The 21349-nt window shown below is 59.1% G+C and carries 17 protein-coding genes; 6 read left to right on the plus strand and 11 right to left on the minus strand.

Features of this window, described 5'->3' with window-relative positions; genetic code table 11:
* Positions 1–152: 152 nt before the first annotated feature.
* The 3 genes from ACKFRT_RS06020 (at position 153) to ACKFRT_RS06030 (ending at position 5661) form a co-directional block, all read left to right on the plus strand.
* Positions 153–2015, plus strand: a complete 1863-nt coding sequence (locus tag ACKFRT_RS06020; protein WP_296214776.1) for a dynamin family protein — start codon at positions 153–155, stop codon at positions 2013–2015.
* 14 nt (positions 2016–2029) lie between these two features.
* Entirely contained in the window at positions 2030–3502 is a 1473-nt protein-coding gene (locus tag ACKFRT_RS06025; protein WP_296214774.1) for a GTPase, read from the plus strand.
* A 74-nt stretch (positions 3503–3576) separates the two neighbouring features.
* Entirely contained in the window at positions 3577–5661 is a 2085-nt protein-coding gene (locus ACKFRT_RS06030) for an Hsp70 family protein (protein WP_408924696.1), read from the plus strand.
* Between the two features lie 80 nt (positions 5662–5741).
* On the opposite strand, the gene ACKFRT_RS06035 is transcribed toward ACKFRT_RS06030, so the two are convergent.
* Entirely contained in the window at positions 5742–6317 is a 576-nt protein-coding gene (locus tag ACKFRT_RS06035) for an RNA polymerase sigma factor (RefSeq protein WP_296214770.1), read from the minus strand.
* Positions 6318–6332: 15 nt separating this feature from the next.
* A complete protein-coding gene (locus tag ACKFRT_RS06040; protein ID WP_408924697.1) occupies positions 6333–6911 on the minus strand; it encodes a hypothetical protein in 579 nt (192 codons plus the stop codon).
* Positions 6912–7264: 353 nt separating this feature from the next.
* Between ACKFRT_RS06040 and ACKFRT_RS06045 the strand changes: the two genes are divergently transcribed.
* Positions 7265–8836, plus strand: a complete 1572-nt coding sequence (locus ACKFRT_RS06045; protein ID WP_408924698.1) for an AMP-binding protein — start codon at positions 7265–7267, stop codon at positions 8834–8836.
* On the opposite strand, the gene serB is transcribed toward ACKFRT_RS06045, so the two are convergent.
* The 3 genes from serB to nrdF form a co-directional block, all read right to left on the minus strand.
* Positions 8837–10138, minus strand: a complete 1302-nt coding sequence (gene serB, locus ACKFRT_RS06050; protein ID WP_408924699.1) for a phosphoserine phosphatase SerB — start codon at positions 10136–10138, stop codon at positions 8837–8839.
* Positions 10139–10465: 327 nt separating this feature from the next.
* Positions 10466–12163, minus strand: coding sequence for a cytochrome c oxidase subunit I (gene ctaD / locus ACKFRT_RS06055; protein ID WP_296214764.1), 1698 nt, complete (start codon positions 12161–12163; stop codon positions 10466–10468).
* Positions 12164–12425: 262 nt separating this feature from the next.
* Positions 12426–13421 (minus strand): class 1b ribonucleoside-diphosphate reductase subunit beta, encoded by a 996-nt coding sequence (nrdF, locus tag ACKFRT_RS06060; protein WP_034975901.1) that lies wholly within the window; start codon positions 13419–13421, stop codon positions 12426–12428.
* Between the two features lie 342 nt (positions 13422–13763).
* Between nrdF and ACKFRT_RS06065 the strand changes: the two genes are divergently transcribed.
* A complete protein-coding gene (locus ACKFRT_RS06065) occupies positions 13764–14252 on the plus strand; it encodes a ferritin (RefSeq protein WP_011273156.1) in 489 nt (162 codons plus the stop codon).
* Between the two features lie 121 nt (positions 14253–14373).
* Here ACKFRT_RS06065 and nrdE read toward each other — a convergent pair whose 3' ends face one another.
* From nrdE to ykgO, 4 genes are all read right to left on the minus strand, one after another.
* Positions 14374–16536, minus strand: coding sequence for a class 1b ribonucleoside-diphosphate reductase subunit alpha (gene nrdE, locus ACKFRT_RS06070; RefSeq protein WP_080719465.1), 2163 nt, complete (start codon positions 16534–16536; stop codon positions 14374–14376).
* A gap of 139 nt (positions 16537–16675) precedes the next feature.
* Complete coding sequence (nrdI, locus tag ACKFRT_RS06075; RefSeq protein ID WP_034984600.1) at positions 16676–17119, minus strand: class Ib ribonucleoside-diphosphate reductase assembly flavoprotein NrdI; 444 nt, start codon at positions 17117–17119, stop codon at positions 16676–16678.
* Positions 17120–17208: 89 nt separating this feature from the next.
* Positions 17209–17439, minus strand: a complete 231-nt coding sequence (gene nrdH / locus ACKFRT_RS06080; protein ID WP_034984644.1) for a glutaredoxin-like protein NrdH — start codon at positions 17437–17439, stop codon at positions 17209–17211.
* A gap of 466 nt (positions 17440–17905) precedes the next feature.
* Positions 17906–18028 (minus strand): type B 50S ribosomal protein L36, encoded by a 123-nt coding sequence (gene ykgO / locus ACKFRT_RS06085; RefSeq protein ID WP_005511141.1) that lies wholly within the window; start codon positions 18026–18028, stop codon positions 17906–17908.
* A gap of 161 nt (positions 18029–18189) precedes the next feature.
* Here ykgO and nadE point away from each other — a divergent pair, with 161 nt between their 5' ends.
* A complete protein-coding gene (nadE, locus tag ACKFRT_RS06090; protein WP_408924700.1) occupies positions 18190–19110 on the plus strand; it encodes an ammonia-dependent NAD(+) synthetase in 921 nt (306 codons plus the stop codon).
* Here nadE and ACKFRT_RS06095 read toward each other — a convergent pair whose 3' ends face one another.
* On the minus strand, positions 19111–19680 hold the full coding sequence (locus ACKFRT_RS06095) for a vitamin K epoxide reductase family protein (RefSeq protein WP_293791907.1): 570 nt from the start codon (positions 19678–19680) through the stop codon (positions 19111–19113).
* Positions 19681–20103: 423 nt separating this feature from the next.
* A protein-coding gene (locus ACKFRT_RS06100; protein WP_408924701.1) for an IS3 family transposase occupies positions 20104–21338 on the minus strand; the annotation gives its coding sequence in 2 pieces (ribosomal slippage) (positions 20104–21047 and positions 21047–21338; 1236 coding nt in all).
* Between the last annotated feature and the right edge of the window lie 11 nt (positions 21339–21349).

Here is a 21349-nt window from a genome sequence, read left to right on the forward strand (position 1 = left end):
ATTGATGTTTCCCCCTTTAGAACCCCCTAGGGGCCATCGGGGGTGAAGGCAAATGTGGCACTGCCCCTCCATCCCCGGAAAATCTATTCTATCGGCATACTGGAATGGCATTCGTGCACGACAGCGCACTACATAGGAAGGCGATTTTTACTGTGAGCTCCACCCCAAACGCCGCAGGCCGATCCCCTCAGGCCAGCGTCGAACGCGGGGCCACCATCGCCAGGAAGTACAAGATGCACGACGCAGCGAACCGCGTGCAGAACCTGGTGAACGCAAAGTACCGCACCTCGTCGGTGGTAATCATCGGAGAGGTCAAGCGTGGCAAGTCCTCCCTCGTTAACGCTCTAGTCGGCAGGCGTGACCTACTACCGGTGGACGTCATCACCGCCACCAGCGCCCCCATCCGCATCCACACAGAACCCGACCAAGGCTCGGATCAACCCGTGCTGGCACGCCTCGTGCGTGGCACGGAACACGACCCGATCGAACCGGAAGACCTAAAGAACTGGGTCACCCAGGAAGCCGTGGATGCCATCAACCGCGCGCCGAAGGATAGTAAGGAAGTAGCCTCGCTGCCCAGCGCCGCGGAGCTGCTAGTCCCCTACGACGGCCTGGGTAAAGTGACGATTATCGATACCCCCGGCGTGGGCGGACTGGACGAGCACGCAGTGTCTGCCTCCCTGGCGGAAGCCCGAAACGCCGGCGTGCTGCTGATGGTCTGCGATGCCTCCACCCCAATCACCGCCCCGGAGATGGACATTCTGCGTCGCGCGCGCGAACAGGTCGGAAGCGTGATCGTGGCCGTCACTAAGACGGATAAGAACGTACGCCGCTGGCGCTCCATTGTGGCCGACGATCAACGCCTCATCGCGGAACACTTGGGGCTGGACATCCCGGTCATTGGAGTGTCCTCGTTGCGGGCGCTGGATGCGGCCGAGACGGCGTCCCCAGAAAAAAGGGCGAAGATCGAGCAACGGTGTGGCATCGCCGAGCTGCGGCAACAGATCATCGACCACGTCAACTCGCCGGGCAACCTCGGCACGGTGACGGCGCTCGAGATCACCAAGTCGACCTTGCAGACGATCACCACCGACATCCAGCGCGACATCAAGCTCTACGACAAGACCAGCGATGCCGTCGGCGAGCTTGAGGCGGAAAAGCGCAAGCTGGAAGCCTTCCGCGATTCCACCAGTGAGTGGGAGCAGCTGTTTATGCGCGACATCCAGCTGAGCCGAAACAAGGTCTCTGCAGCAATGGACGAGGCACTAACGGATGTGAAGACGCGCTGGACTAACCGCGTTAACGGCGAGGGCATGCGCGTGCTGCGCAGCAAACCGCAAGTTTTCACCAGCCAGATCGAGATCGAACTGCGTCAGATCATGGAACGCATGGTGATGGCGATGGTCAGCGAAGTGACGGCCCGCGCCGCCCAGCTGTTCCAGGGCCGACAGGACATGGTGGACCAGGTGCAGCAGCAGATCTTCGCCGCCATGGCGCCGCCGAAGACACTTGCCCACGAAGTAGAGAAGAAGACCACCGGGCTAGTGGATCCGTCGATGCTGACGATGGGCATCGTGGGCGCAGGTGCGCTGACGGTGGTGATTCCCTTCGCCCCCGTGGCCGCGGCCGCCTGGATCGGCGTGAACATGGGCTACCGGGCGATGCGCAACGGCAAGCAACACCTGCTGATATGGCTGCGGGAAACGATCGCAACCACCCGCACCTCTATCAACCGCATGATCGACATTGCCATTACGACCGGTAGGACAGAGATCCTGCTGCGCCACCGCTCCGCCATTAGGCAAGAACAGCGCAACCTCCAGGCCAAGATCGAATCCGCCCAGAAAATCGCGCGCGAATCCGAGGCCCAGCGCAAGCAGACCATCACCCGGTTGAAGAAGAACCTGGACATTGTGAACCAGACTATCGACGAGCTAGACGGGCACCTGGCCGCGCTCAAACGCACCCGGCGCGGGGCTGCGAGCATCCAGGAACACGCGAAGGCCGGACTGTAAAGGTGGGAATGCAAATGAACCAGGTAAACCAGATCCAGTCGGCCTCAGCACATCTGAGCCAGCGCGTATCCGACCTCACGCTGCTACTAACCCAGGCAGTGGACGCACTGGCCAGTGGTTCCCCGGATCTCGCCGCCCGTGCCGAGCAATTGCGCCTGATGGTCACCCGCCCGCCGCGTGTGGCCATTGTGGGGCGCTTGAAGTCCGGAAAGTCCACGCTTGTCAACGCCCTGACGGAGAACCTTATCGCCGCAACCGGTGCCCTCGAGTGCACCATGGCGGTCAGCATGTACCACAACGGTGCGCCCGCCCGCGCAGAGATCCACACCTCCGAGGGACAGGTCATCCGCGTGCCGCTAAACAACGGGCCGCTCAACAACCTGACCGTGCCGCTGAACCAGGTGGACTTCGTGGACCAGTTCCTGCCCAACCGGCGCTTGGAAGAACTCACGCTGATCGACACGCCCGGTACCGCCACCCTGACGGTGGAAAACGAGGAACGCACCCGCCGTGTGCTCGTCGACGGCCAAAGCGATACCCGCCGCGCCAGCGGTTGGGCGGATTGCCTCGTCTTTCTGTCCGACTCCGCCCCGCGTGAGGACGAAAAGCAGTTCCTCTCCCAGTTGGGAATGACACCCCTCAATACAGTCGGCATCCTTTCCCGCGCAGACTCTTTCGGCTCCGGTGCCTTCGGCCCCATCGATCCGCTGCAACACGCCCGCCAACACGCCGACAGCATACAAAAGCGTCTGATGAGCACTGTGCAGCGGACCATTCCCCTCTCGGGCCTGATGGCCGAGTCCGCGCTGACGGGAAAGGTCACCGGCGAGGTAGCCCGCCACCTCAGCGCCCTGGCACAGTTGGATCGTGAGGATCTGCTGGATTTCCTAGAGGCAGAGGATCCGGCAGAGGTCCTTCCGAACTTCACCGTTTCTACCCGCGACCACCTGCTAGATGTCATGGGGGAATACGGCGTGTACGCCGGGCGCAGTATCGCCGCCGAGGGCGGGGCACCAGCGCTGATGAACTGGATGGTAGAGACCTCCGGCGTGTCGGAACTAGTGCACCTATTGACTGGCGACATTACCTACTTCGCGGTACTGCAGCGCGCCGCCCGCATGCTGGACGTGCTGGACGACATGGCCTCTAACCACCCAGACATGCAGCACGTGCGGTGGGTGCAGTCCGTCACTTTGGCGCAGCCGGGCATGCACTTTGTGATGCTGTACCGCAGCTATCGCAACACATACGCCGCCACCCCGGATTCGCGCTTGCTGCCGTTGCTACGTTCCGCAGTGACCGCCGGGCATCCCGCCGAAACCGTGAATCTGCCTCGCGATACCCCGGTTGAGCATGTTCGCCAAGCGTTGGAGGAAAAGATTGCTGACATGCAACAGATGTCTATGTCTCCCCTGTCTGCCGCGGAAGATGAAGCGCGCGAGCGACTGTTGGGCTCCTTCCAATCCGCTTTGCAAGCTACGCACTAAAGCCCAACCGGGGCGTTAAAGTGTATGCTACTTATGCCCTAAACACATATGTCTTCTCAGGAGCTGTACTTTCAATGAATAACGCATGGCATCTGGCTGTCGACTTCGGTACCTCGAATACGGCTGCTGCTCACCAGAGCCCCATGGGGCGGGAGATCTCCGCCCTTGCGTTGACGCACCGCTCCAACATCATGCCGTCCGCGGTCTTCCTAGATGCACCGCACGGCACGCACGCTGCGAACGACGAGGATCCCACGCTGCTTAACGGCGATTCCGCCCTGGCGCGCGGCCGCCGCGACCCCTCCCGTCTGCTGCTGAGCCCCAAACGCTACATCGACCATGACGAAGTACAGCTGGCCGGCCGCAGCCTGCCGCTAACGAAGGTTGTGGGTTCCGTGCTGGCTACCGTTTTGCGTTCCGGCAAGGCACAGCATGCGAACCAGGATCCGGAGACCGTCACTCTAACCCACCCCGAGGCCTGGTCGGCACACTCCGTGGAACAGCTGAAGCGCAGCGCCATCGCTGCCGGCGTGCAGGAGCAGAAAATACGTGTTCTTTCCGAGCCACGTGCAGCCGCCATCCACTACGCCTCCCAGCAGTCCGTGCAGGCAGGCTCTCACGTGGCAGTGTTCGACTTCGGTGGTGGCACCCTGGACATCGCCGTACTGCGCGCAAAGCAGGACGGCAACTTCGAGGTAGTGGCTGCCAAGGGCGATAACAGCCTGGGCGGACGCACCATCGATAACCTCCTGTACCGGTGGGTTCTGGATCAGCTGGAGCACGACGATCCCGATCTGGCGGACTACGTACGCTCCGCCCCCATCACCACGGTGCACGCGCTGGAATCAAGCATCCGGGAGGCCAAGGAGATCCTGTCGGATACGTCCTCGGCAACAATCAGTGTGTCCACTCCCCATGGGGAGACGGACCTGTTGATCACTCGTGACGAGTTCAACAACGTCATCGAGCAGTCCATCATGCGCGGAGTTGAGCTGACGCGGGCGGCGCTGACACAGGCTGGCGTCGATTCCACGAACACCCCGATCTACATGACCGGCGGATCGTCCCGCATCCCGTTCGTGCAGGACCGTCTGGGCGAGATCGGCACGGTGATGACACTCGACGATCCGAAGACCGTGGTGAGCCGTGGCGCGCTAGCCGCAACGCTGCGCGGATTTACCGGCGACGCACCGATTCAGGGATCACGCGGTCAGGGTGCAGCGCGGCAGAACGTGCCAGGCCCAAGGACCACAGGGCAGCCCCCTCGCCCGAATGGCATCGCAGCAGGCGCTGGCGCAGCGGGCGCAGCAGGCGCTGGCGCAGCGGGCGCAGCAGGCGCCGTAGGCTACGGCACTGGCGCCGCTTCCGCAGCAAGCCGCCCTAGCCCTTCCACACAGTCTTTCAACAACCAGCCGCAGACCTCCGCCTTCGTACCCAGCTCGGGGAACGCGTACGGCGCAAGCAGTTTTTCCGGCGCTAGCGCATCCAGCTCCGCAAAGCCGAAGAAGTCCAATACGCCGGTGATTGTCACGGCAGCTCTGGCCGTGCTTGCAGTCGTCGTGGCCATCGGATTCGTTGTGTCCAATACCGGTGGCGACAACGGCGGTAACGGTGGCGACGACGGTGGCAACCCGCCGTTCACCGAGGCCAACCCCTATACTCCGTCGACGACTCCGTACGAGACGGAGAAGTACAAGACCGTGGGCGCCCTGATCCCAGAGATCAAAGACTACGCACCATCGGGCTTTTACAACCGCCTGACCAGTTGCAACACCAAACCCGACAGTCCAGCTTTCGCGAGTGCAGCTTACTCTGATGTAAACGTCAACATGTACTCCTGCTTGCCCGACTACAATTCCCTCGGGGATCACAACGACGACTTTGTCTACAGCAATTTCCGATATGTGGCTTCTGGTGACGATGCACAAAAGGTCTACGATCACGGCAAGAATTCCGGCAGGAAGATAGAGACTCTCCAGGAAGCCGGAAACGGTTGGCCGGAGATTACCTATCACCCTGGCGAAGATTTCGATCGCGCTGGTACAACGGTGTGGTACCCCGATCACAAGCTCATCGTGTTGTCGTCCAACAACCAGGAAGAAACAAAGGAAGACGCAATCGAGATGCTGAAGTTCTACGGCCTCATGCCGCAGAACTAGCCCCCAGCGAGGCCCCGCGCGTCACACGCTAAGAGACCCCACGCACCGAGCGCCTGCTCGATGCCGTGGGGTCTTGTTGTTTATGCGCTAGTGACGCCGGCCTCCATCAGCGCCGCCTTCAGCTTCGCCCGCGCGCGATTAATGCGGGACTTCACCGTTTGAATAGGAATCCCCTGGTGGGCGGCAATGTCTTGGTAACTCATGCCCGTGTACTCGCGGAGGACAATGACTTCGCGGAAGTCATCCGGCAACTGTGCCAGAGCCTGTCGCACGACCATTGCGGAGGTCACCTGCGAACCAACCTCCGGGGTCTGTGCGACCTCATCCGCGCCTGCATCTTCCTCCGGGACGTCCCGGCGGGAGCGAACAATCTGCAGCGCAGCGTTGGAAGCAATGCGGTACGCCCAGGTAGAGAAGCGGGCGCGCCCATCAAACTTCTCAATATTCTTCCACGCAGAGGTCAGTGCGTTCTGCAGTGCATCCTCCGCGTCGGCACGGTTGCCGGTAATGGACAGACACACAGAGAACATCCGCCCCCAAGCCTGGCGAGCTAGACGCGCGAAAGCCTGCTGGTCGCCCTTGTGGGCTTTGGCCAGCAGGTCGCGTTCCTCTTCGCGGGTGAGTTCTTGACGGGTGGTGTTAGATCCGTTAAACATTTCCGACGTCCCCCCCTACATTCCGCCGAGGTCGGTCAGATCGTCGCCGAAGTCTTCGCCTCCGAAGTCACCATCACCGAACTCGCCGTCACCGAGGCCTTCGTCGCCGAAGTCTTCATTGCCGTAACCTTCGTTGCCGTAGTCTTCTCGACTGTAAGCAGAGGCCGGTTCGGAATTATCGATGGTATCCACGGGGTCAGTGAAAGGGTCATCGTGCGCCTCGCCTTCCAGGTCCTCGCCCGACGCATCACTGGGGTGGTCCTCCACCGAGGTGGCGTCGCCCTCCAAAGAAGTAGAGTCATCCATGTCCGCAAGGTCAACCTCGTGGGAAGCCTCATCGGCCGGAGACTCTTCCGGGAAGGAATCCAGGCTCGGGATCAAATCGCCCACGGGCATCTCGGTGTTCGGGTCGACAGCAACGTCGAACATTGCGTGGAACATATCATCGAGCTCCTGCTCCGATAGGCCAGGCTCCGAACCAACCTGTGCGTCGTTGCCGAATAGCTCCTCCAGAGGAGGCAAAACCGGTGTGTCTGCCTCAGTACCAGCGGATGGGCCAACCATGTGTCCTCCGTTTTCGATCGAATCGCTCATCGTTCACCTCCTTTCCACCTGCATCCGCTTAACAATCAAACCGCGCTGAAACATGCCAGCCGCTAGGCCAACAGCCGATAAAGGCAATCAAAATCTGCTTCAGGACGGTCGTGTAATGCGCGCGAAGGGTAGAAAGTTCCCGCGAGCTGTAAAAAGAATTACCTTAAAAGATTATCCCCCATCTGGCATACAATTCAATAGTAAAACCAATATGACAATCCTACTAGTTGGAGCCCCACCTTTGCGCTAACAGTACGTTAGTGAGTCAAAACTTACAAAGTGATGTCGGTTACACCGCGCGGCGACTAGAGTGGATACGGATAATAACCGCGAACGGATAGGAGCCCGACGCAATGCCCATCAAGAGCGACCGCCCAGACATCGAACTCAGCCCGCTGGGGCTGTACGATTACATCTTCAGCAGCCTCACCGCCGAGGATGAAGATCGCGTCGCCGTCATCGACATCGCGGACGGCTCCGAGACCACCTTCGCGCAACTGCAGAACTACATCGAGTCCACTGCCGGCTGGCTGGCCAGCAAGGGCATCGAAAAGGGCGACGTAGTAGCGCTGCACCTGCCGAACTCCCTGAACTTTATCGTCGCCGCGTACGGCCTGTGGCGTATCGGAGCGGTGCCCTCGCCGCTGTCGCTACTGTCTACCCCGGAAACTGTGACGGCGCAGGTTAAGGACTCTGGCGCGAAGATGCTGCTTACTGTTGCCGCGCTTGGCGACGCCTCTTCTCAGGGCGCCAAAGATGCCGGCATCGCAGAGGAAAACATCATCCACCTGGATACCTCCAGGGGTATGCAGCAGATCATGGCAGAGCGCCGCACAGCTGGTGAGGTGGAGATCAACCCGGACGAGGATCTGGCGGTGCTCCCCTACTCCTCCGGCACCACTGGCCTACCGAAGGGCGTGCGCCTGCTGCACCGTCAGCTGGTGGCCAACGTGCAACAGGGCCAGGACATCGAGCTGCTCCGCCGGGACGATACGGTGTACGCCGTGCTGCCGTTCTTCCACATCTACGGCTTGACCGCACTGGTGAACCTGGCACTGGCACAACGCTGCACCCTGGTGGTGGCACCGCGCTTCGAGCTGCAGAGTTTCCTGGAGCACCACGAGAAATTCCAGGTGAACTTCACGCTGATCGCCCCACCGATCGCCGTACAGCTGGCAAAGCACCCGATGGTGGACAACTACGACCTATCGCGCATGCGCGCGGTGTTTAGCGGCGCAGCCACTCTCGACGAGGACCTGGCCGTGGCACTGGAGGAACGCCTGGGAATTCATGTGCAGCAGGGCTACGGCCTGACCGAGACTTCACCGCTGGTGCACGCCAACGTGTCCAAGGACATCAACCGCGGCTCGATCGGCAAGCCGTGCGCGAATACCGAAAGCAAGCTGGTTAATCCGGAGACACTGGAGGAAATCCCGCTGCCTAGCGAGGGAGTATCCGAGGTCGGCGAATTGTGGATTCGCGGTCCGCAGATCATGGACGGGTACCTAAACAAGCCGGAGCAGACCGCTGAAACTTTGCCCGGCGATGGCTGGCTGCGCACCGGAGACCTGGCCAACTCGGACCCCGAGGGCAACATCCACATCGTGGACCGCCTGAAGGAGCTGATCAAGTACAAGGGCTACCAGGTTCCGCCCGCAGAGCTGGAGGCCGTGCTGTTGAGCCACCCGGAGATCGCAGACGCCGCCGTAATCGGCGTACACCGCGCCTCGGATGGCGAAGAACTGCCGAAGGCTTTCGTGGTGGCTCAGCGCGGTTCTGACCTCAACGAGCAGGAGGTCATGGACTTCGTTGCCGAGCGTGTAGCGCCGTACAAGAAGATCCGCATTGTGGAGTTCGTGCAGGGCATCCCGAAGTCCGCGACGGGTAAGATCCTGCGCCGCGAGCTGCGGGAGCGCGAGGGCTAGCTAGTCCTCGACGATCGGGACGCGGCGGTAGGTACCGTCGCGCAGGTCAGCGTCCTCAATCTCGTGACGAGAAATGCCCAGAATGAATAGGACCTGATCCAGGAACGGGTAGTTCACGGAGGCATCGGCTACCTCCTTCAGGGCAGGCTTCGCATTGAAGGCAATACCCAGCCCGGCGGTAGAAAGCATGTCGATGTCGTTCGCGCCATCGCCGACCGCCACGGTCTGGTTCAGCTTGATGCCATTAGACCAGGCGAATTCCTTGAGGCTTTCGGCCTTGGCTTGGCGGTCGATAACCGGGCCGATCACGCGGCCGGTCAGCTTACCGTCGACGATTTCCAGAGTATTCGCACGAGCGAAGTCGAGATCCAGGTCACGGGCCAGCGGCTCGATGACCTGGATGAAACCGCCGGAGACCACGCCAGCCTTGTATCCCAGGCGCTTTAGGGTGCGGATGGTGGTGCGGGCGCCAGGGGTCAGCTGAATGTCGTGGGCAACCTTCTCCACCACGGCGGCATCCAGGCCGGCAAGAGCCTTCACGCGCTCGTGGAGGGACTCGGCGAAATCCAACTCGCCGCGCATGGCTCGCTCGGTGACGGCGGCCACCTCTTCCTCACGTCCAGCGTAGGCAGCCAGCATTTCGATAACTTCGTGCTGGATAAGGGTGGAATCCACGTCGAAGCAGATCAGACGCTTCGCGCGACGGGCCAGACCTGCACGCTCGATGGCGATATCCACACCAACCTCAGTGGTCAGCGTTGCCAGAGCCTTACGAAGCGGCACGCCCCCGCCGGGTGCCGGGTTAGCAACAGTCAGACTGAGCTCCAGGCCGGTGACTGGGTAGTCCGCAATGCCGGTGATTGTGTCGATGTTCGCGCCGTAGTCCGCCAAAGTCTGCCCGATACGGGAAATGTGAGTTGCCGTCAGCGGTCGCCCCAGCACCACCATGACGTGCGTGGAGTGTGGACGGGTGCTGGACAGGTTATCGTCGGCTTCCACGCTAACGCGCATGCCATAAGAAGCAAGGGTTTCTTCCAGCCCCTCGCCGAGTGGTTCCAGGTCTTCTTGTCCAACACCCACTAGAGCAGCCAGCGACAGCCTCCCTCGGAAGACCGACTGCTCAATGTCGAGGAGCTGCACCCCGTAAGAGGACAGTACGCGGAAGAAAGCAGCGGAGACACCCGGACGGTCGGGGCCGGTGACCGTAATCACGCTGGGGGAAAGGCCGTCCTGCAGCGTGTCTTCGAGGGCGATCTCGAAGTGTGGATCATATGAACTGTTGGTGTTGTTAGAGGTAGTCACGGCCTTTATTGTCCCACTTCCTTGCCGGAATTGATAACCGGAACGAAGGTTCGACCTCTCCCCTCTCCGCACGCGCCGCGCCGTACCCCCGCACCGTTTCGCCGTACCTCCGTACCAGCTTCGCCACGCTTTCGTATCAGCCGCGCCGTACCCCCGCCCCGCCACGCACCTCCTGCAGTGGCCAGTAACGGGATGTGTGGACGTAAAAAAATCCACACCCCGCGTAGTTAGGGTGTGGACTGAAGTTGTGGCCTGGCCAGCCACCGGGAACCGAGCGCCCGCGCTAGGCGGGTGCGCGGGTGAGGTGGCGCCCGCTAATAAGTGCGCTTAGAAGTGGCGACCGACGTGAGCCTCGTCGCGCATGCGCTTGACCATGTGCGGGTGGTGCAGCTCGAACGCCGGGCGCTCGGAGCGGATGCGAGGCATGGAGGTGAAGTTGTGGCGCGGCGGCGGGCAAGAGGTTGCCCACTCCAGGGAGTTGCCGTAGCCCCACGGATCGTCGACGGTGACGACCTCGCCGTAGCGGTAGCTCTTGAAAACGTTCCACAGGAACGGGATCATCGAGATCGCCAGGATGCAGGCACCGACGGTGGAGATCTGGTTGTAGATCGTAAAGCCGTCGGTCGGCAGGTAGTCAGCGTAACGACGTGGCATGCCCATGTTGCCGACCCAGTGCTGGATCAGGAACGTGGTGTGGAAGCCGATGGTGACCAGCCAGAAGTGGATCTTGCCCAGCTTCTCGTCCAGCATACGGCCGGTCATCTTCGGGAACCAGAAGTACACACCTGCGAAGGATGCGTAGGTCACGGTACCGAACAGCGTGTAGTGGAAGTGAGCAACCACGAAGTAGGAATCCGAGACGTGGAAGTCCAGCGCCGGGGATGCCAGCATGACACCGGTCAGACCACCGAAGAGGAAGGTGGCGTAGAAGCCGATGGCGAAGGTCATCGGAGTCTCGAAGGTCAAACGGCCCTTCCACATCGTGCCCAGCCAGTTGAAGAACTTCATACCGGTCGGCACAGCAATCAGGAACGTCATGAAGGAGAAGAACGGCAGCAGCACGGCACCGGTCACGAACATGTGGTGCGCCCACACAGCCATGGACAGTGCGGCGATCGACAGGGTTGCGAAGACCAGGCCGACGTAGCCGAACATCGGCTTGCGAGAGAATACCGGGAAGACCTCAGACACGATGCCGAAGAACGGCAGCGCCAGGACGTAAACCTCGGGGTGTCCGAAGAACCAGAACAGGTGCTGCCACAGGATGGCACCGCCGTTACCAGCGTCGTAGATGTGGCCACCCAGCTTGCGGTCATAGAACACGCCCAGAGCGGCAGCAGTCAGCAGCGGGAAGATCAGCAGAACCAGCAGAGAGGTAACGAAGACGTTCCAGGTGAAGATCGGCATGCGGAACATGGTCATACCCGGTGCGCGCAGGCACAGAATGGTCGTGATCATGTTCACGGCGGAGGCGATGGTACCGATACCACCCACGCCGACACCCAAGATCCACAGCTCAGAGCCCACACCCGGAGAGTGCGTAGCGTCTGCCAGCGGCATGTACATCGTCCAACCGAAGTCCGCGGCGCCGCCCGGGGTTAGGAAGCCGAGCAGCATAACGACACCACCGGCGGTGGTCATCCAGAAGCCAAAGGCGTTCAGGCGGGGGAAGGCCACGTCAGGCGCGCCGATCTGCAGCGGCATGATGTAGTTCGCGAAACCGAACACCATCGGGGAGCCGTACAGCAGCAGCATGATCGTGCCGTGCATCGTGAACAGCTGGTTAAACTGCTCGTTGGACAGGAATTGCTGACCCGGCTCGAAGAGCTCAATACGGATCAACAGGGCCATCAAGCCACCAATCATGAAGAAGGTGAAGGACATGATTAGGTACATGATGCCCAGGAGCTTGTGGTCGGTCGTGGTCAGCATCTTCCATGCGAGGTTGCCACGTGGCACCTCACCGAAAGGCGCAGGCCGAGCCGGGGAAACCTCATGGCTTTCCCTTGGCGCTACTGCGGTCATATTCTTCCTCCTGACTACGCGTGACCTGCCTTTATTCACCTGCAAGCTCTAGCTAACTCACAGGATCCTTCAGGCAAGCCACCCAAAAGAATGTTTCGTCTGCACCGTTCCCGCGTGGTCGATTTCGTCAATAACCGACCAGAACGGACACAGAATGTTTACATAGTATCCCGTTACTGCGATTTTCAATAGCCCGGGACGAGGCCAAAGCAGCAGAACCCACGTTTTCGGGGGTGCTGCCTCGCTGTTGAGAAGTCGCTGTTTAGAAGTCCCAATCGTCGTCGACCGTATTCTCGGCCTTACCTATTACATAAGAGGAACCAGAACCGGAGAAGAAGTCGTGGTTCTCGTCGCCACCCGGGTTCAGAGCCGAGAGGATCGCCGGAGACACACGAGTCTCGTCCGCCGGGAACAGCCCTTCGTAGCCCAGGTTGTTCAGCGCCTTGTTTGCGTTGTAGCGCAAGAAGCGCTTGACGTCCTCTGTCCAGCCGAGATCGTCATAAAGATCCTCGGTGTACTGTGCCTCGTTGTCGTACAACTCCAGCAGTAGGTCGAAGGTGTGCTCCTTCAACTCCTCCTGGCGCTCCGGGGTCTCCTTCTCCAGTGCGCGCTGGTACTTGTAGCCAATGTAGTAACCGTGCACAGACTCATCGCGGATGATCAGGCGGATAATGTCTGCGGTGTTGGTCAGCTTCGCATGCGAGGACCAGTACATCGGCAGGTAGAAACCGGAGTAGAAGAGGAAGCTCTCCAGCAGCACAGAGGCAATCTTCTTCTTCATCGGATCGTCGCCCTCATAGAAGTCGAGAATGATCTTTGCCTTGTTTTGCAGCTTCTCATTCTCTTCGGACCAACGGAAGGCGTCGTTAATCTCAGGCGTAGAGGCCAGCGTCATAAAGATAGAGGAGTAAGACTTCGCGTGAACGCTCTCCATAAAGGAAATATTCGTAAAGACGGCTTCCTCGTGTGGAGTGGCAGCATCCTCGATCAGCTTTACTGCACCAACTGTGCCCTGAATCGTATCCAGCATGGTCAGGCCGGTGAACACACGCATGGTGGCCTGCTTCTCCATGTCATTTAGTGTGGACCAGCTGGGGACGTCGTTGGACAGTGGCACCTTTTCGGGCAGCCAGAAGTTGGCAGTGAGGCGATCCCACACCTCCAGGTCCTTGTCATCTGGGATGCTATTCCAGTTGATGGCGGATACCGGATCGCCGTCGACGCGGTGTACGGGAGTGTGGGGTGCGTGCGCACTCATCGCTTACGTGTCTCCTTCTCACAGAACGTGCTGATTTTCTTGCTGTCCCTCAGCTTGTGCACTTCGCCCCATCGTACCCCGTTTCCGCGACGCGCCTACCCCTCGGCCACCACCCCCATTTTGGGGGGTCTTTCTTAATGACGCCCTCAGCGCGCGCTGGAGCCGATTTCAGCCCAGAGCTGGGGGCGTCACTACCTAAAGAGCACGTCAGGATTGGTTTACAGGGCAACCTAAGTAAAGACAGCCTCACCGACTATACAATAGGCTCTGACCTGCATTGATAATATAAGGGTAGCCTGCGTTTGCTAGCCGATTGGATAAACCCTGAGTACGGTGAGCTGCATGGAAATCAACGAGAAGTTTCAGAAGCAATTGAACGAACAGGTCACCGCCGAGCACCAGGCTGCGCTGGTTTACACCCAGCTGGCTTATGAGCTGGACCGCCTCTCCTTCGACGGCATGAGCAGCTGGATGCAGGCACAGGCCGATGAGGAGCGCGAGCACGCTCAGAAGTTCGCACAGCACCTGCTGGACCGCGACGCGCGCGTGGACATCGAGACTGTTGAGATGCCTTCCCTGAAGATCTCCACCCCGCTGGATGCCTTCGAGGCTTCCCTCGAGCACGAGCGTAAGGTCTCCGCACTGATCCGCGATCTGGTGAAGACCGCCGACGAGGTTGGCGACATTGACTCCCGCAACCTGCTGAACTTCTTCCTGGAGGAGCAGATCGAGGAGGAAGCTACAGTAAGCAACATCATCGACCGCATCAAGCTGGTGGGCAACGATGGTTCCGGCCTGCTGCGCATCGACGCAGAGCTGGGCAACCGCTAGCAACCATTAACAAGGCCACTCAACGGCCAATAACAAAAGCCGACTGGGATTCCTCCCAGTCGGCTTTTTCATGCTCGGTGGAGGCCGCCCTCCACCTAGAGCAGGCCGCTCCCCTCCCCACTTAGAGCATGCAGCTCACGCAGCCCTCAACCTCGGTGCCGGTCAAGGCCGTCTGGCGGAGGCGGATGTAGTAGATCGTCTTGATCCCCTTGCGCCACGCATAGATCTGCGCACGGTTGATGTCGCGCGTGGTGGCGGTGTCCTTGAAGAACAGGGTCAGCGATAGGCCCTGATCCACGTACTTCGTCGCGACTGCGTAAGTGTCGATGATCTTTTCGTAGCCGATCTCGTACGCGTCCTCGTAGTACTCCAGGTTGTCGTTCGTCATGTACGGAGCCGGGTAGTACACACGACCGATCTTGCCCTCCTTACGAATTTCGATCTTGGAGGCGATCGGGTGAATCGAGGATGTGGAGTTGTTGATGTAGGAGATGGAACCCGTCGGCGGAATAGCCTGCAGGTTGCGGTTGTATAGACCGTGAGCCTGCACATCGTCCTTCAGCTGTTGCCAGTCCTGCGCGGTTGGCACCTGGATGCTGGAGTTGCCGATGATTTGGCGGATACGCTCCGTCTTCGGTGCAAACTCCGCCGGATCGTAGCGGTCGAAGAACTCGCCGCTGGCATAATCGGAGTTTTCGAAGTTGTGGAACTTCTCGCCACGCTCCTGGGCGATCTTGTTGGATGCCTTCAGAGCTTCGTACATCACTGCTGCGAAGTATGCATTGGTGAAGTCCAGAGCTTCTTCTGAACCGTAGTGGATGTGCTCGCGCCCCAGGAAGCCATGCAGGTTCATCTGTCCCAGGCCAATGGCGTGGGAGTTGTCGTTACCCTGGCGAACCGAAGGAACCGAGTCGATGGAGGTTTGATCTGCCACTGCGGTCAGGCCGCGAATCGCGGTCTCGATGGTCTTAGAGAAGTCCGCAGAGTCCATGGCCTTCGCGATGTTCATGGAGCCCAGGTTGCAGGAGATGTCATCGCCGATGGTCTTGTACGTCAGATCAGCGTTGAACTCCGATGGGGTCGAAACCTGCAGAATTTCGGAGCACAGGTTGGAGTGCGTGATACGACCTTCGATCGGGTTGGCCTTGTTCACCGTGTCCTCAAACATGATGTACGGGTAGCCCGACTCGAACTGGATCTCCGCCAGCGTTTGGAAGAACGCGCGCGCATTGATCTTGGACTTACGGATGCGCGGATCCTCCACCATCTCCTCGTAGTGCTCGGTGATGGAGACATCGGCAAATGGCTTGCCGTAGACGCGTTCAACGTCGTACGGGCTGAACAGATACATGTCGTCATTGCGCTTGGCCAGCTCAAAGGTGATATCCGGGATGACCACTCCCAGAGAGAGCGTCTTAATACGGATCTTTTCATCCGCATTCTCGCGCTTGGTGTCCAGGAAGCGCAAGATATCTGGGTGGTGTGCGTGGAGATATACCGCGCCGGCACCCTGACGGGCACCCAGCTGGTTGGCGTAGCTAAAGGCATCTTCCAGCAGCTTCATCACGGGGATCACACCGGAGGATTGGTTCTCGATGTGCTTAATCGGCGCACCGGCCTCGCGCACATTCGACAGCAACAGTGCTACGCCACCGCCGCGCTTGGATAGTTGCAGCGCGGAGTTAATGGATCGGCCAATCGACTCCATGTTGTCCTCAATGCGCAGGAGGAAGCAGGACACCGGCTCTCCGCGCTGCTTCTTGCCAATGTTGAGGAAGGTGGGCGTTGCAGGCTGGAAGCGTCCGTCCATGATCTCGTCGACGAGGTTCGACGCCAACTCGGTATCCCCTGCTGCTAGCCCCAATGCGACCATGCATACGCGGTCTTCGAAACGTTCCAAGTAGCGGCGTCCGTCGAAGGTCTTCAGCGTATAGGAGGTGTAGTACTTGTACGCGCCCAGGAAGGACTGGAAGCGGAATTTCTTGGCATAAGCCTGCTTAAACAGGGACTTTACGAAACTGAACTCGTACTGATTCAACACCGCAGGATCGTAGTACTCGTTGTCCACGAGGTACTTGATCTTCTCTTCCAAGTCGTGGAAGTACACAGTGTTCTGATTCACGTGCTGCAGGAAGTACTGGTTAGCAGCCTCACGATCCTTGTCGAACTGGATCTCTCCCGCGTCGTTGTACAGGTTCAACATTGCGTTCAGAGCGTGATAATCCAGCTGCTCCCGCTGGTCAACGGGCTCCTGGACGGTCTTTCCAATCTCGGTGCCAGTCATGTGTTTTGTGTTCTCCTCAAAAACTCGCGCTAAGAAAGTCTATTCGCGCCTATGTATTCGTTTCGATTCTAATCAGTGCCCCGGACATGCGCGGGGCGGATGCGGAGCTCTTACTCCGCTGGCTTTTCAACCCGCTGTGTCAGCTTGCTAACTCCCAGCGTCCTTCGTTTCGCAAAGAAGTCTCGAACTCCGCCAAGCCTGCACGCACCCTTTGGACGTCCTCCTCGGTTCCCATCAGTTCAAAGCGATATAGATAGGGAACTTGGCACTTGGCGGAGATCACCTCCCCGGCCTTTCCGAAGTCAGCTCCGAAGTTGATGTTGCCGGAGGCGATCACGCCGCGCAGCCACTTACGGTTTTGCTCCACATTGAGGAACTTGATCACCTGTTTCGGCACTGGGCGCGAAAACTCTCCTGTCATCCCTGCTCCCCCGCCATACGTTGGCACTATCAGGACATGTGGTTGGTCGACCAGCAGGGGGGCGTCGCTACGCTTAAGCGGAATGCGACTAGAAGGTAGACCGAGCTTCCGCACAAAGCGGTGAGTGTTCTCTGTCGTGGAGGAAAAATACGTGATCAGCATTGAGCCTCATCCTAAACAGCAATGCACATAGTCAGTGGTGCGCTAAAAAGAGCCTCCACCGGAGATGGTGAAGGCAATTGGCGCGCAGATTAGGCAGCCTCTGCGGTCAGGGTGCGAATGCGATCGGGGCGGAAGCCGGACCAGTGATCTTCGCCAGCAACAACCACAGGTGCCTGCAGGTGGCCCAGCGCCATGACGTAGTCGCGAGCTTCATCGTCGAGGCTGATGTCCACGAGTTCGTAATCAAGACCGGCCTTGTCGAGAGCCTTCTTGGTGGCGTTGCACTGAACACATGCGGGCTTGGTGTAGACGGTGATCATGGTGGCTGTCATTCTCCTGAATACTTCAAAAATACTTCGGATTGTTCGGCCCGGCGACAATGATTTCTATGGGCGCTATCGGTGTAGGTTTTCGTCAGTGTACGTCTGGCGGGGCTTATGTACCGCGCCCCTCGTTGACTTGCTTAAGACTACACATCACAAGCGTGTAAGACAACCGCAAAAACACAACATTTTGGGTCGCAATTAATCACTGAACACTACATCTAGTAGTTACAAGTTGAGTATTCGCAGGTGGTAGATTTTCCCACCACTACATCTAGCCACATGAAAAACATGCATGTAATTTCAAAGCAAGGATTACGCCAAACAGAGAAGCCATCTGTGAGCTGGCAAAAGCCCCTCAAGCCATGTCTTTGCCGCCCCCAAGCAATAAAAATCCCCCGCCTCACGCAACAGTGCGCGAGCACTGAAACGAAAAGACGGGGGAAGGTGGAACCCTCTGGCTTTAGCCCTGGCGAGCCTTGAAGCGAGGTTCCTTCTTGTTGATCACGTAGACCTTACCGCGGCGACGAACGACCTGAGCGCCCGGCTTGTTCTTCAGCGACCGAAGGGACTTGCGGACCTTCATCGGGCGCTCCTTTCCTCATCGACTTTCTTTACATCGCCAGGCAACGCAGGCTAAAAACCCGCTTATGCCGCCCGGCACAAACACAAACGATGAGTCTACCCACCGACTCACTCAAAACCAAATAGGTGCATAAGCTGACGGACGGTCTAGCATCGGAAGGCATGAGCCCTTCACCTGAAAAGTCCACCGGCATCCCCAGCCCCTCCCACACCGCGAATGCGCGCCCTCTGCACGCGCGCATTATCGAAGAACTGGGGGTTCGCTCCACTATCGACCCGGCCGCTGAAGTGGAACGTCGTGTGCAGTTCATCGCCAACTATCTGCAGGCCACACGCACCCGAACCCTAGTGCTGGGCATCTCCGGCGGCCAGGACTCCACGCTCGCAGGCAAGCTATGCCAGTTAGCATGTGATCGCCTCAATGAACAGGCCGCCAAGGACCAAGCTGCCGATCAGCCATACCGTTTCTGCGCCGTGCGCCTGCCCTATGGAGTCCAGGCAGACGAGGACGACGCACAGATTGCGCTGGAGTTTATCGCACCGAGTATGGGCGTCACCGTCAACATTAAGGGTGCCACTGACGAAGCAGCGCGAGCAACGAGCGAGGCCCTCGGCATTTCGCACGTCAGCGACTTCAACAAGGGCAATATTAAGGCGCGCGAGCGCATGATCGCACAATATGCGCTCGCCGGCGAACTCGGCGGATTGGTTGTAGGCACAGATCATGCAGCAGAGGCAATCACGGGGTTCTACACCAAACACGGCGACGGTGCGGCAGACCTCATGCCACTGGCGGGACTCACGAAGCGACAGGGCGCAGCCCTACTGCAGCACCTCGGCGCCCCCGATAGCACCTGGCAGAAAGTCCCCACCGCCGACCTGGAAGAAGATCGTCCTGCCCTGCCCGACGAAGAGGCGCTAGGTGTGACGTACACGCAGCTTGACGATTACTTGGAAAGCACCAATGGTGCCGCAGACCTAGATCCGCAGGTCGCTAAGCACATCGAAGGCCTGTGGTTCCGGTCGCGTCACAAGCGGCATCTGCCGGTTGTTCCTCACGACAACTGGTGGCAGGCAGACTAGTTAGAACACGAACTGATCCAGAATCAGTGCGGTGAAGGCTAGGAACCAAGCCACAATTACCAGCAGTGGCATTCCCAGTGCGGAGTGAGGAACGCCCTCCCCCGCTTCACGACGCTGTTCGCGCAGGATGTGCACCAAGGTCATCACAAACATCGGCAGCGTCGCGGCCCACACCGCCATGCAATAAGGGCAAAGCGCGCCGATGGAGTAGATCGCAGCATAGGCCAGCCAGTGCACAAACACCACGCCCAGCGCCAACCCCGCCAGCGTGCAGTACCACATCCAGCGCGGGAGCTTCGCGCCGACGATGAGCATCACGGCCAAGGTCATCATCACCGGAAAACCAATCAGACCGATAAAGGGGTTGGCGAACCCGAACGCAGATGCCTGATCCGAGGCCATCACGTCCGTACACGAGATCACCTCGTTGAAGGTGCAGGCTGGCTTGAAGTCGGGGTTCAGCGCCATCTGCAGCTTGTCGTGCATGATCAAGGCGGAGAAGATCAGCCCGATCGTGGATAGCACCAGGAAGGTAATACCGAAGCGCTTCGTCGCTCCTAGACCGTTCATGAGTTTTCTCTCTGATTGTTTGTGACGCCCACACCTGTCTCGAACCGCATCGTTGCTATGAAGCGGTAGTTGAGACAGCCACAGCGGAGCCCTTTCACCTCGGTAAACTCCCTGAGCTGGGCGATTTCCATTGAGAACAGATTAGCACGCTGTGCGCTACGGGTTAAGTAAAGAAAAGTGTGTCCGCATGCCACCATAACCCCAGACCACACACCACAAATCACCAAAGAATAGCTCCCCGAAAGCTATTACCCACACCATCCCGCACCTCCGGCCACATTTGTGCTAACCGCACACCGGTTGGATTAAAGGATGACCACCAACCGCCCCAGCTGCCCACTATGCGGCAACAACACAAAGAAAAACGGCACCACCAGCAAATCAACCACCCGTTGGCGCTGTGAAGTGTCCCGGGTTTTGTTCCTAGGCTTGTGCCTTGATTTCCATTATTTCTCGACTGGGGTGGTGTTCCCAAAATTCGGTTTCGACTTCAGCCGGCGTGCGGTAGCCCAGGCTCTGGTGGAGCCTTGACTCGTTCCACCAATTCACCCACTCGAACGTCGCGATTTCCACGTCGACGACATCGGCCCACGTTCGCCTATGAATCAGCTCATTCTTGTAGGAGCCGTTGACTTTCTCAGCCAAAGCATTGTCATAGGAGTCGCCCACCGTCCCAGTGGACGCTGCAATACCGTGCTCAGCCAAGCGCTCATTGTAGACGATGCTCACATATTGTGAGCCGTGGTCTGAATGGTGAATCAAGCCCGTTGTTTCCTTAGCGCACACGATTGCCTGGTTCAACGCCTGCAGCGGCAAGGCTGCGGTGCGCATCGAATCGGACAGCGCCCATCCGACGATCCTCCGGGAGAATACATCGGTCACGAACGCGGTGTACACAAAGCCTTTTCGGGTGCGCACGTAGGTAATGTCCGCCACCCACAGCCGATTAGGGCCAGGGGCCTTAAACTCACGTTTTACCAAGTCAGGGCGATGATCCGGACCCTTGGGTTTGCGCGTTGTGATTGGTGCCCCACCTTTGCCCTTGCCGGACAGTCCAGCACTGCGCATCAGCCGGGCTGTTTGCTCGCGTCCAATGTCAATGCCCTGGCGGCGCAGCACGCACCACATTTTGCGAATCCCGTAGACACCGTAGTTTTGTTTATGAACTTCGGTAATGCGCTCTACTAGAGCAGCGTCGCGAAAAGCGCGGGAGCTTAAGCCCCGGGCCTTGGATTGGCGGTATCCACGCGAGCTAAGAAAACCGCCTTCGCGATGCGTGTTTAACGTCTGGCAGATGAACTCGACTGAGAAACGATTCCGATGCTCATCGATGAATCGGATCATTTCCGACGTTTTGGGTCGAGTTCGGATGCGAAAAAAGCTGAGGCGGCTTTCAACAACTCATTGGTGTCCCGCAGCTCTTGATTCTCTCGACGCAACCGTGCGTTTTCTGCAGCAAGGTCCTCGGGCATTGATTCCACAACACGTCCTTCGCGACGAGCGGCCTGCGTCCATTGCCTCGCCGTGTGCCACGAGACGCCCAGCTTTGGGGCTACTGCCTGGCACGCGGCTTGCATCGACATATTTTCCGCCAAGATGCGGTCTTCCACGAGACGGACCACACGATCCTTGGCATCCTGGTCAAATTTTCTTGGCATGTTCCAGATTT

Source organism: Corynebacterium jamesii (assembly GCF_046097395.1).
GTDB lineage: Bacteria > Actinomycetota > Actinomycetes > Mycobacteriales > Mycobacteriaceae > Corynebacterium.

Bases quoted from the DNA above. Each gene is read 5' to 3' on its own strand.
- ACKFRT_RS06025 (WP_296214774.1), top strand. From the start codon at position 2,030: ATGAACCAGGTAAACCAGATCCAGTCGGCCTCAGCACATCTGAGCCAG.
- ACKFRT_RS06030 (WP_408924696.1), top strand. From the start codon at position 3,577: ATGAATAACGCATGGCATCTGGCTGTCGACTTCGGTACCTCGAATACG.
- ACKFRT_RS06035 (WP_296214770.1), bottom strand. From the start codon at position 6,317: ATGTTTAACGGATCTAACACCACCCGTCAAGAACTCACCCGCGAAGAG.
- ACKFRT_RS06040 (WP_408924697.1), bottom strand. From the start codon at position 6,911: ATGAGCGATTCGATCGAAAACGGAGGACACATGGTTGGCCCATCCGCT.
- ACKFRT_RS06045 (WP_408924698.1), top strand. From the start codon at position 7,265: ATGCCCATCAAGAGCGACCGCCCAGACATCGAACTCAGCCCGCTGGGG.
- ctaD (WP_296214764.1), bottom strand. From the start codon at position 12,163: ATGACCGCAGTAGCGCCAAGGGAAAGCCATGAGGTTTCCCCGGCTCGG.
- nrdF (WP_034975901.1), bottom strand. From the start codon at position 13,421: ATGAGTGCGCACGCACCCCACACTCCCGTACACCGCGTCGACGGCGAT.
- ACKFRT_RS06065 (WP_011273156.1), top strand. From the start codon at position 13,764: ATGGAAATCAACGAGAAGTTTCAGAAGCAATTGAACGAACAGGTCACC.
- nrdE (WP_080719465.1), bottom strand. From the start codon at position 16,536: ATGACTGGCACCGAGATTGGAAAGACCGTCCAGGAGCCCGTTGACCAG.
- nrdI (WP_034984600.1), bottom strand. From the start codon at position 17,119: ATGCTGATCACGTATTTTTCCTCCACGACAGAGAACACTCACCGCTTT.
- nrdH (WP_034984644.1), bottom strand. From the start codon at position 17,439: ATGATCACCGTCTACACCAAGCCCGCATGTGTTCAGTGCAACGCCACC.
- ykgO (WP_005511141.1), bottom strand. From the start codon at position 18,028: ATGAAGGTCCGCAAGTCCCTTCGGTCGCTGAAGAACAAGCCGGGCGCT.
- nadE (WP_408924700.1), top strand. From the start codon at position 18,190: ATGAGCCCTTCACCTGAAAAGTCCACCGGCATCCCCAGCCCCTCCCAC.
- ACKFRT_RS06095 (WP_293791907.1), bottom strand. From the start codon at position 19,680: ATGAACGGTCTAGGAGCGACGAAGCGCTTCGGTATTACCTTCCTGGTG.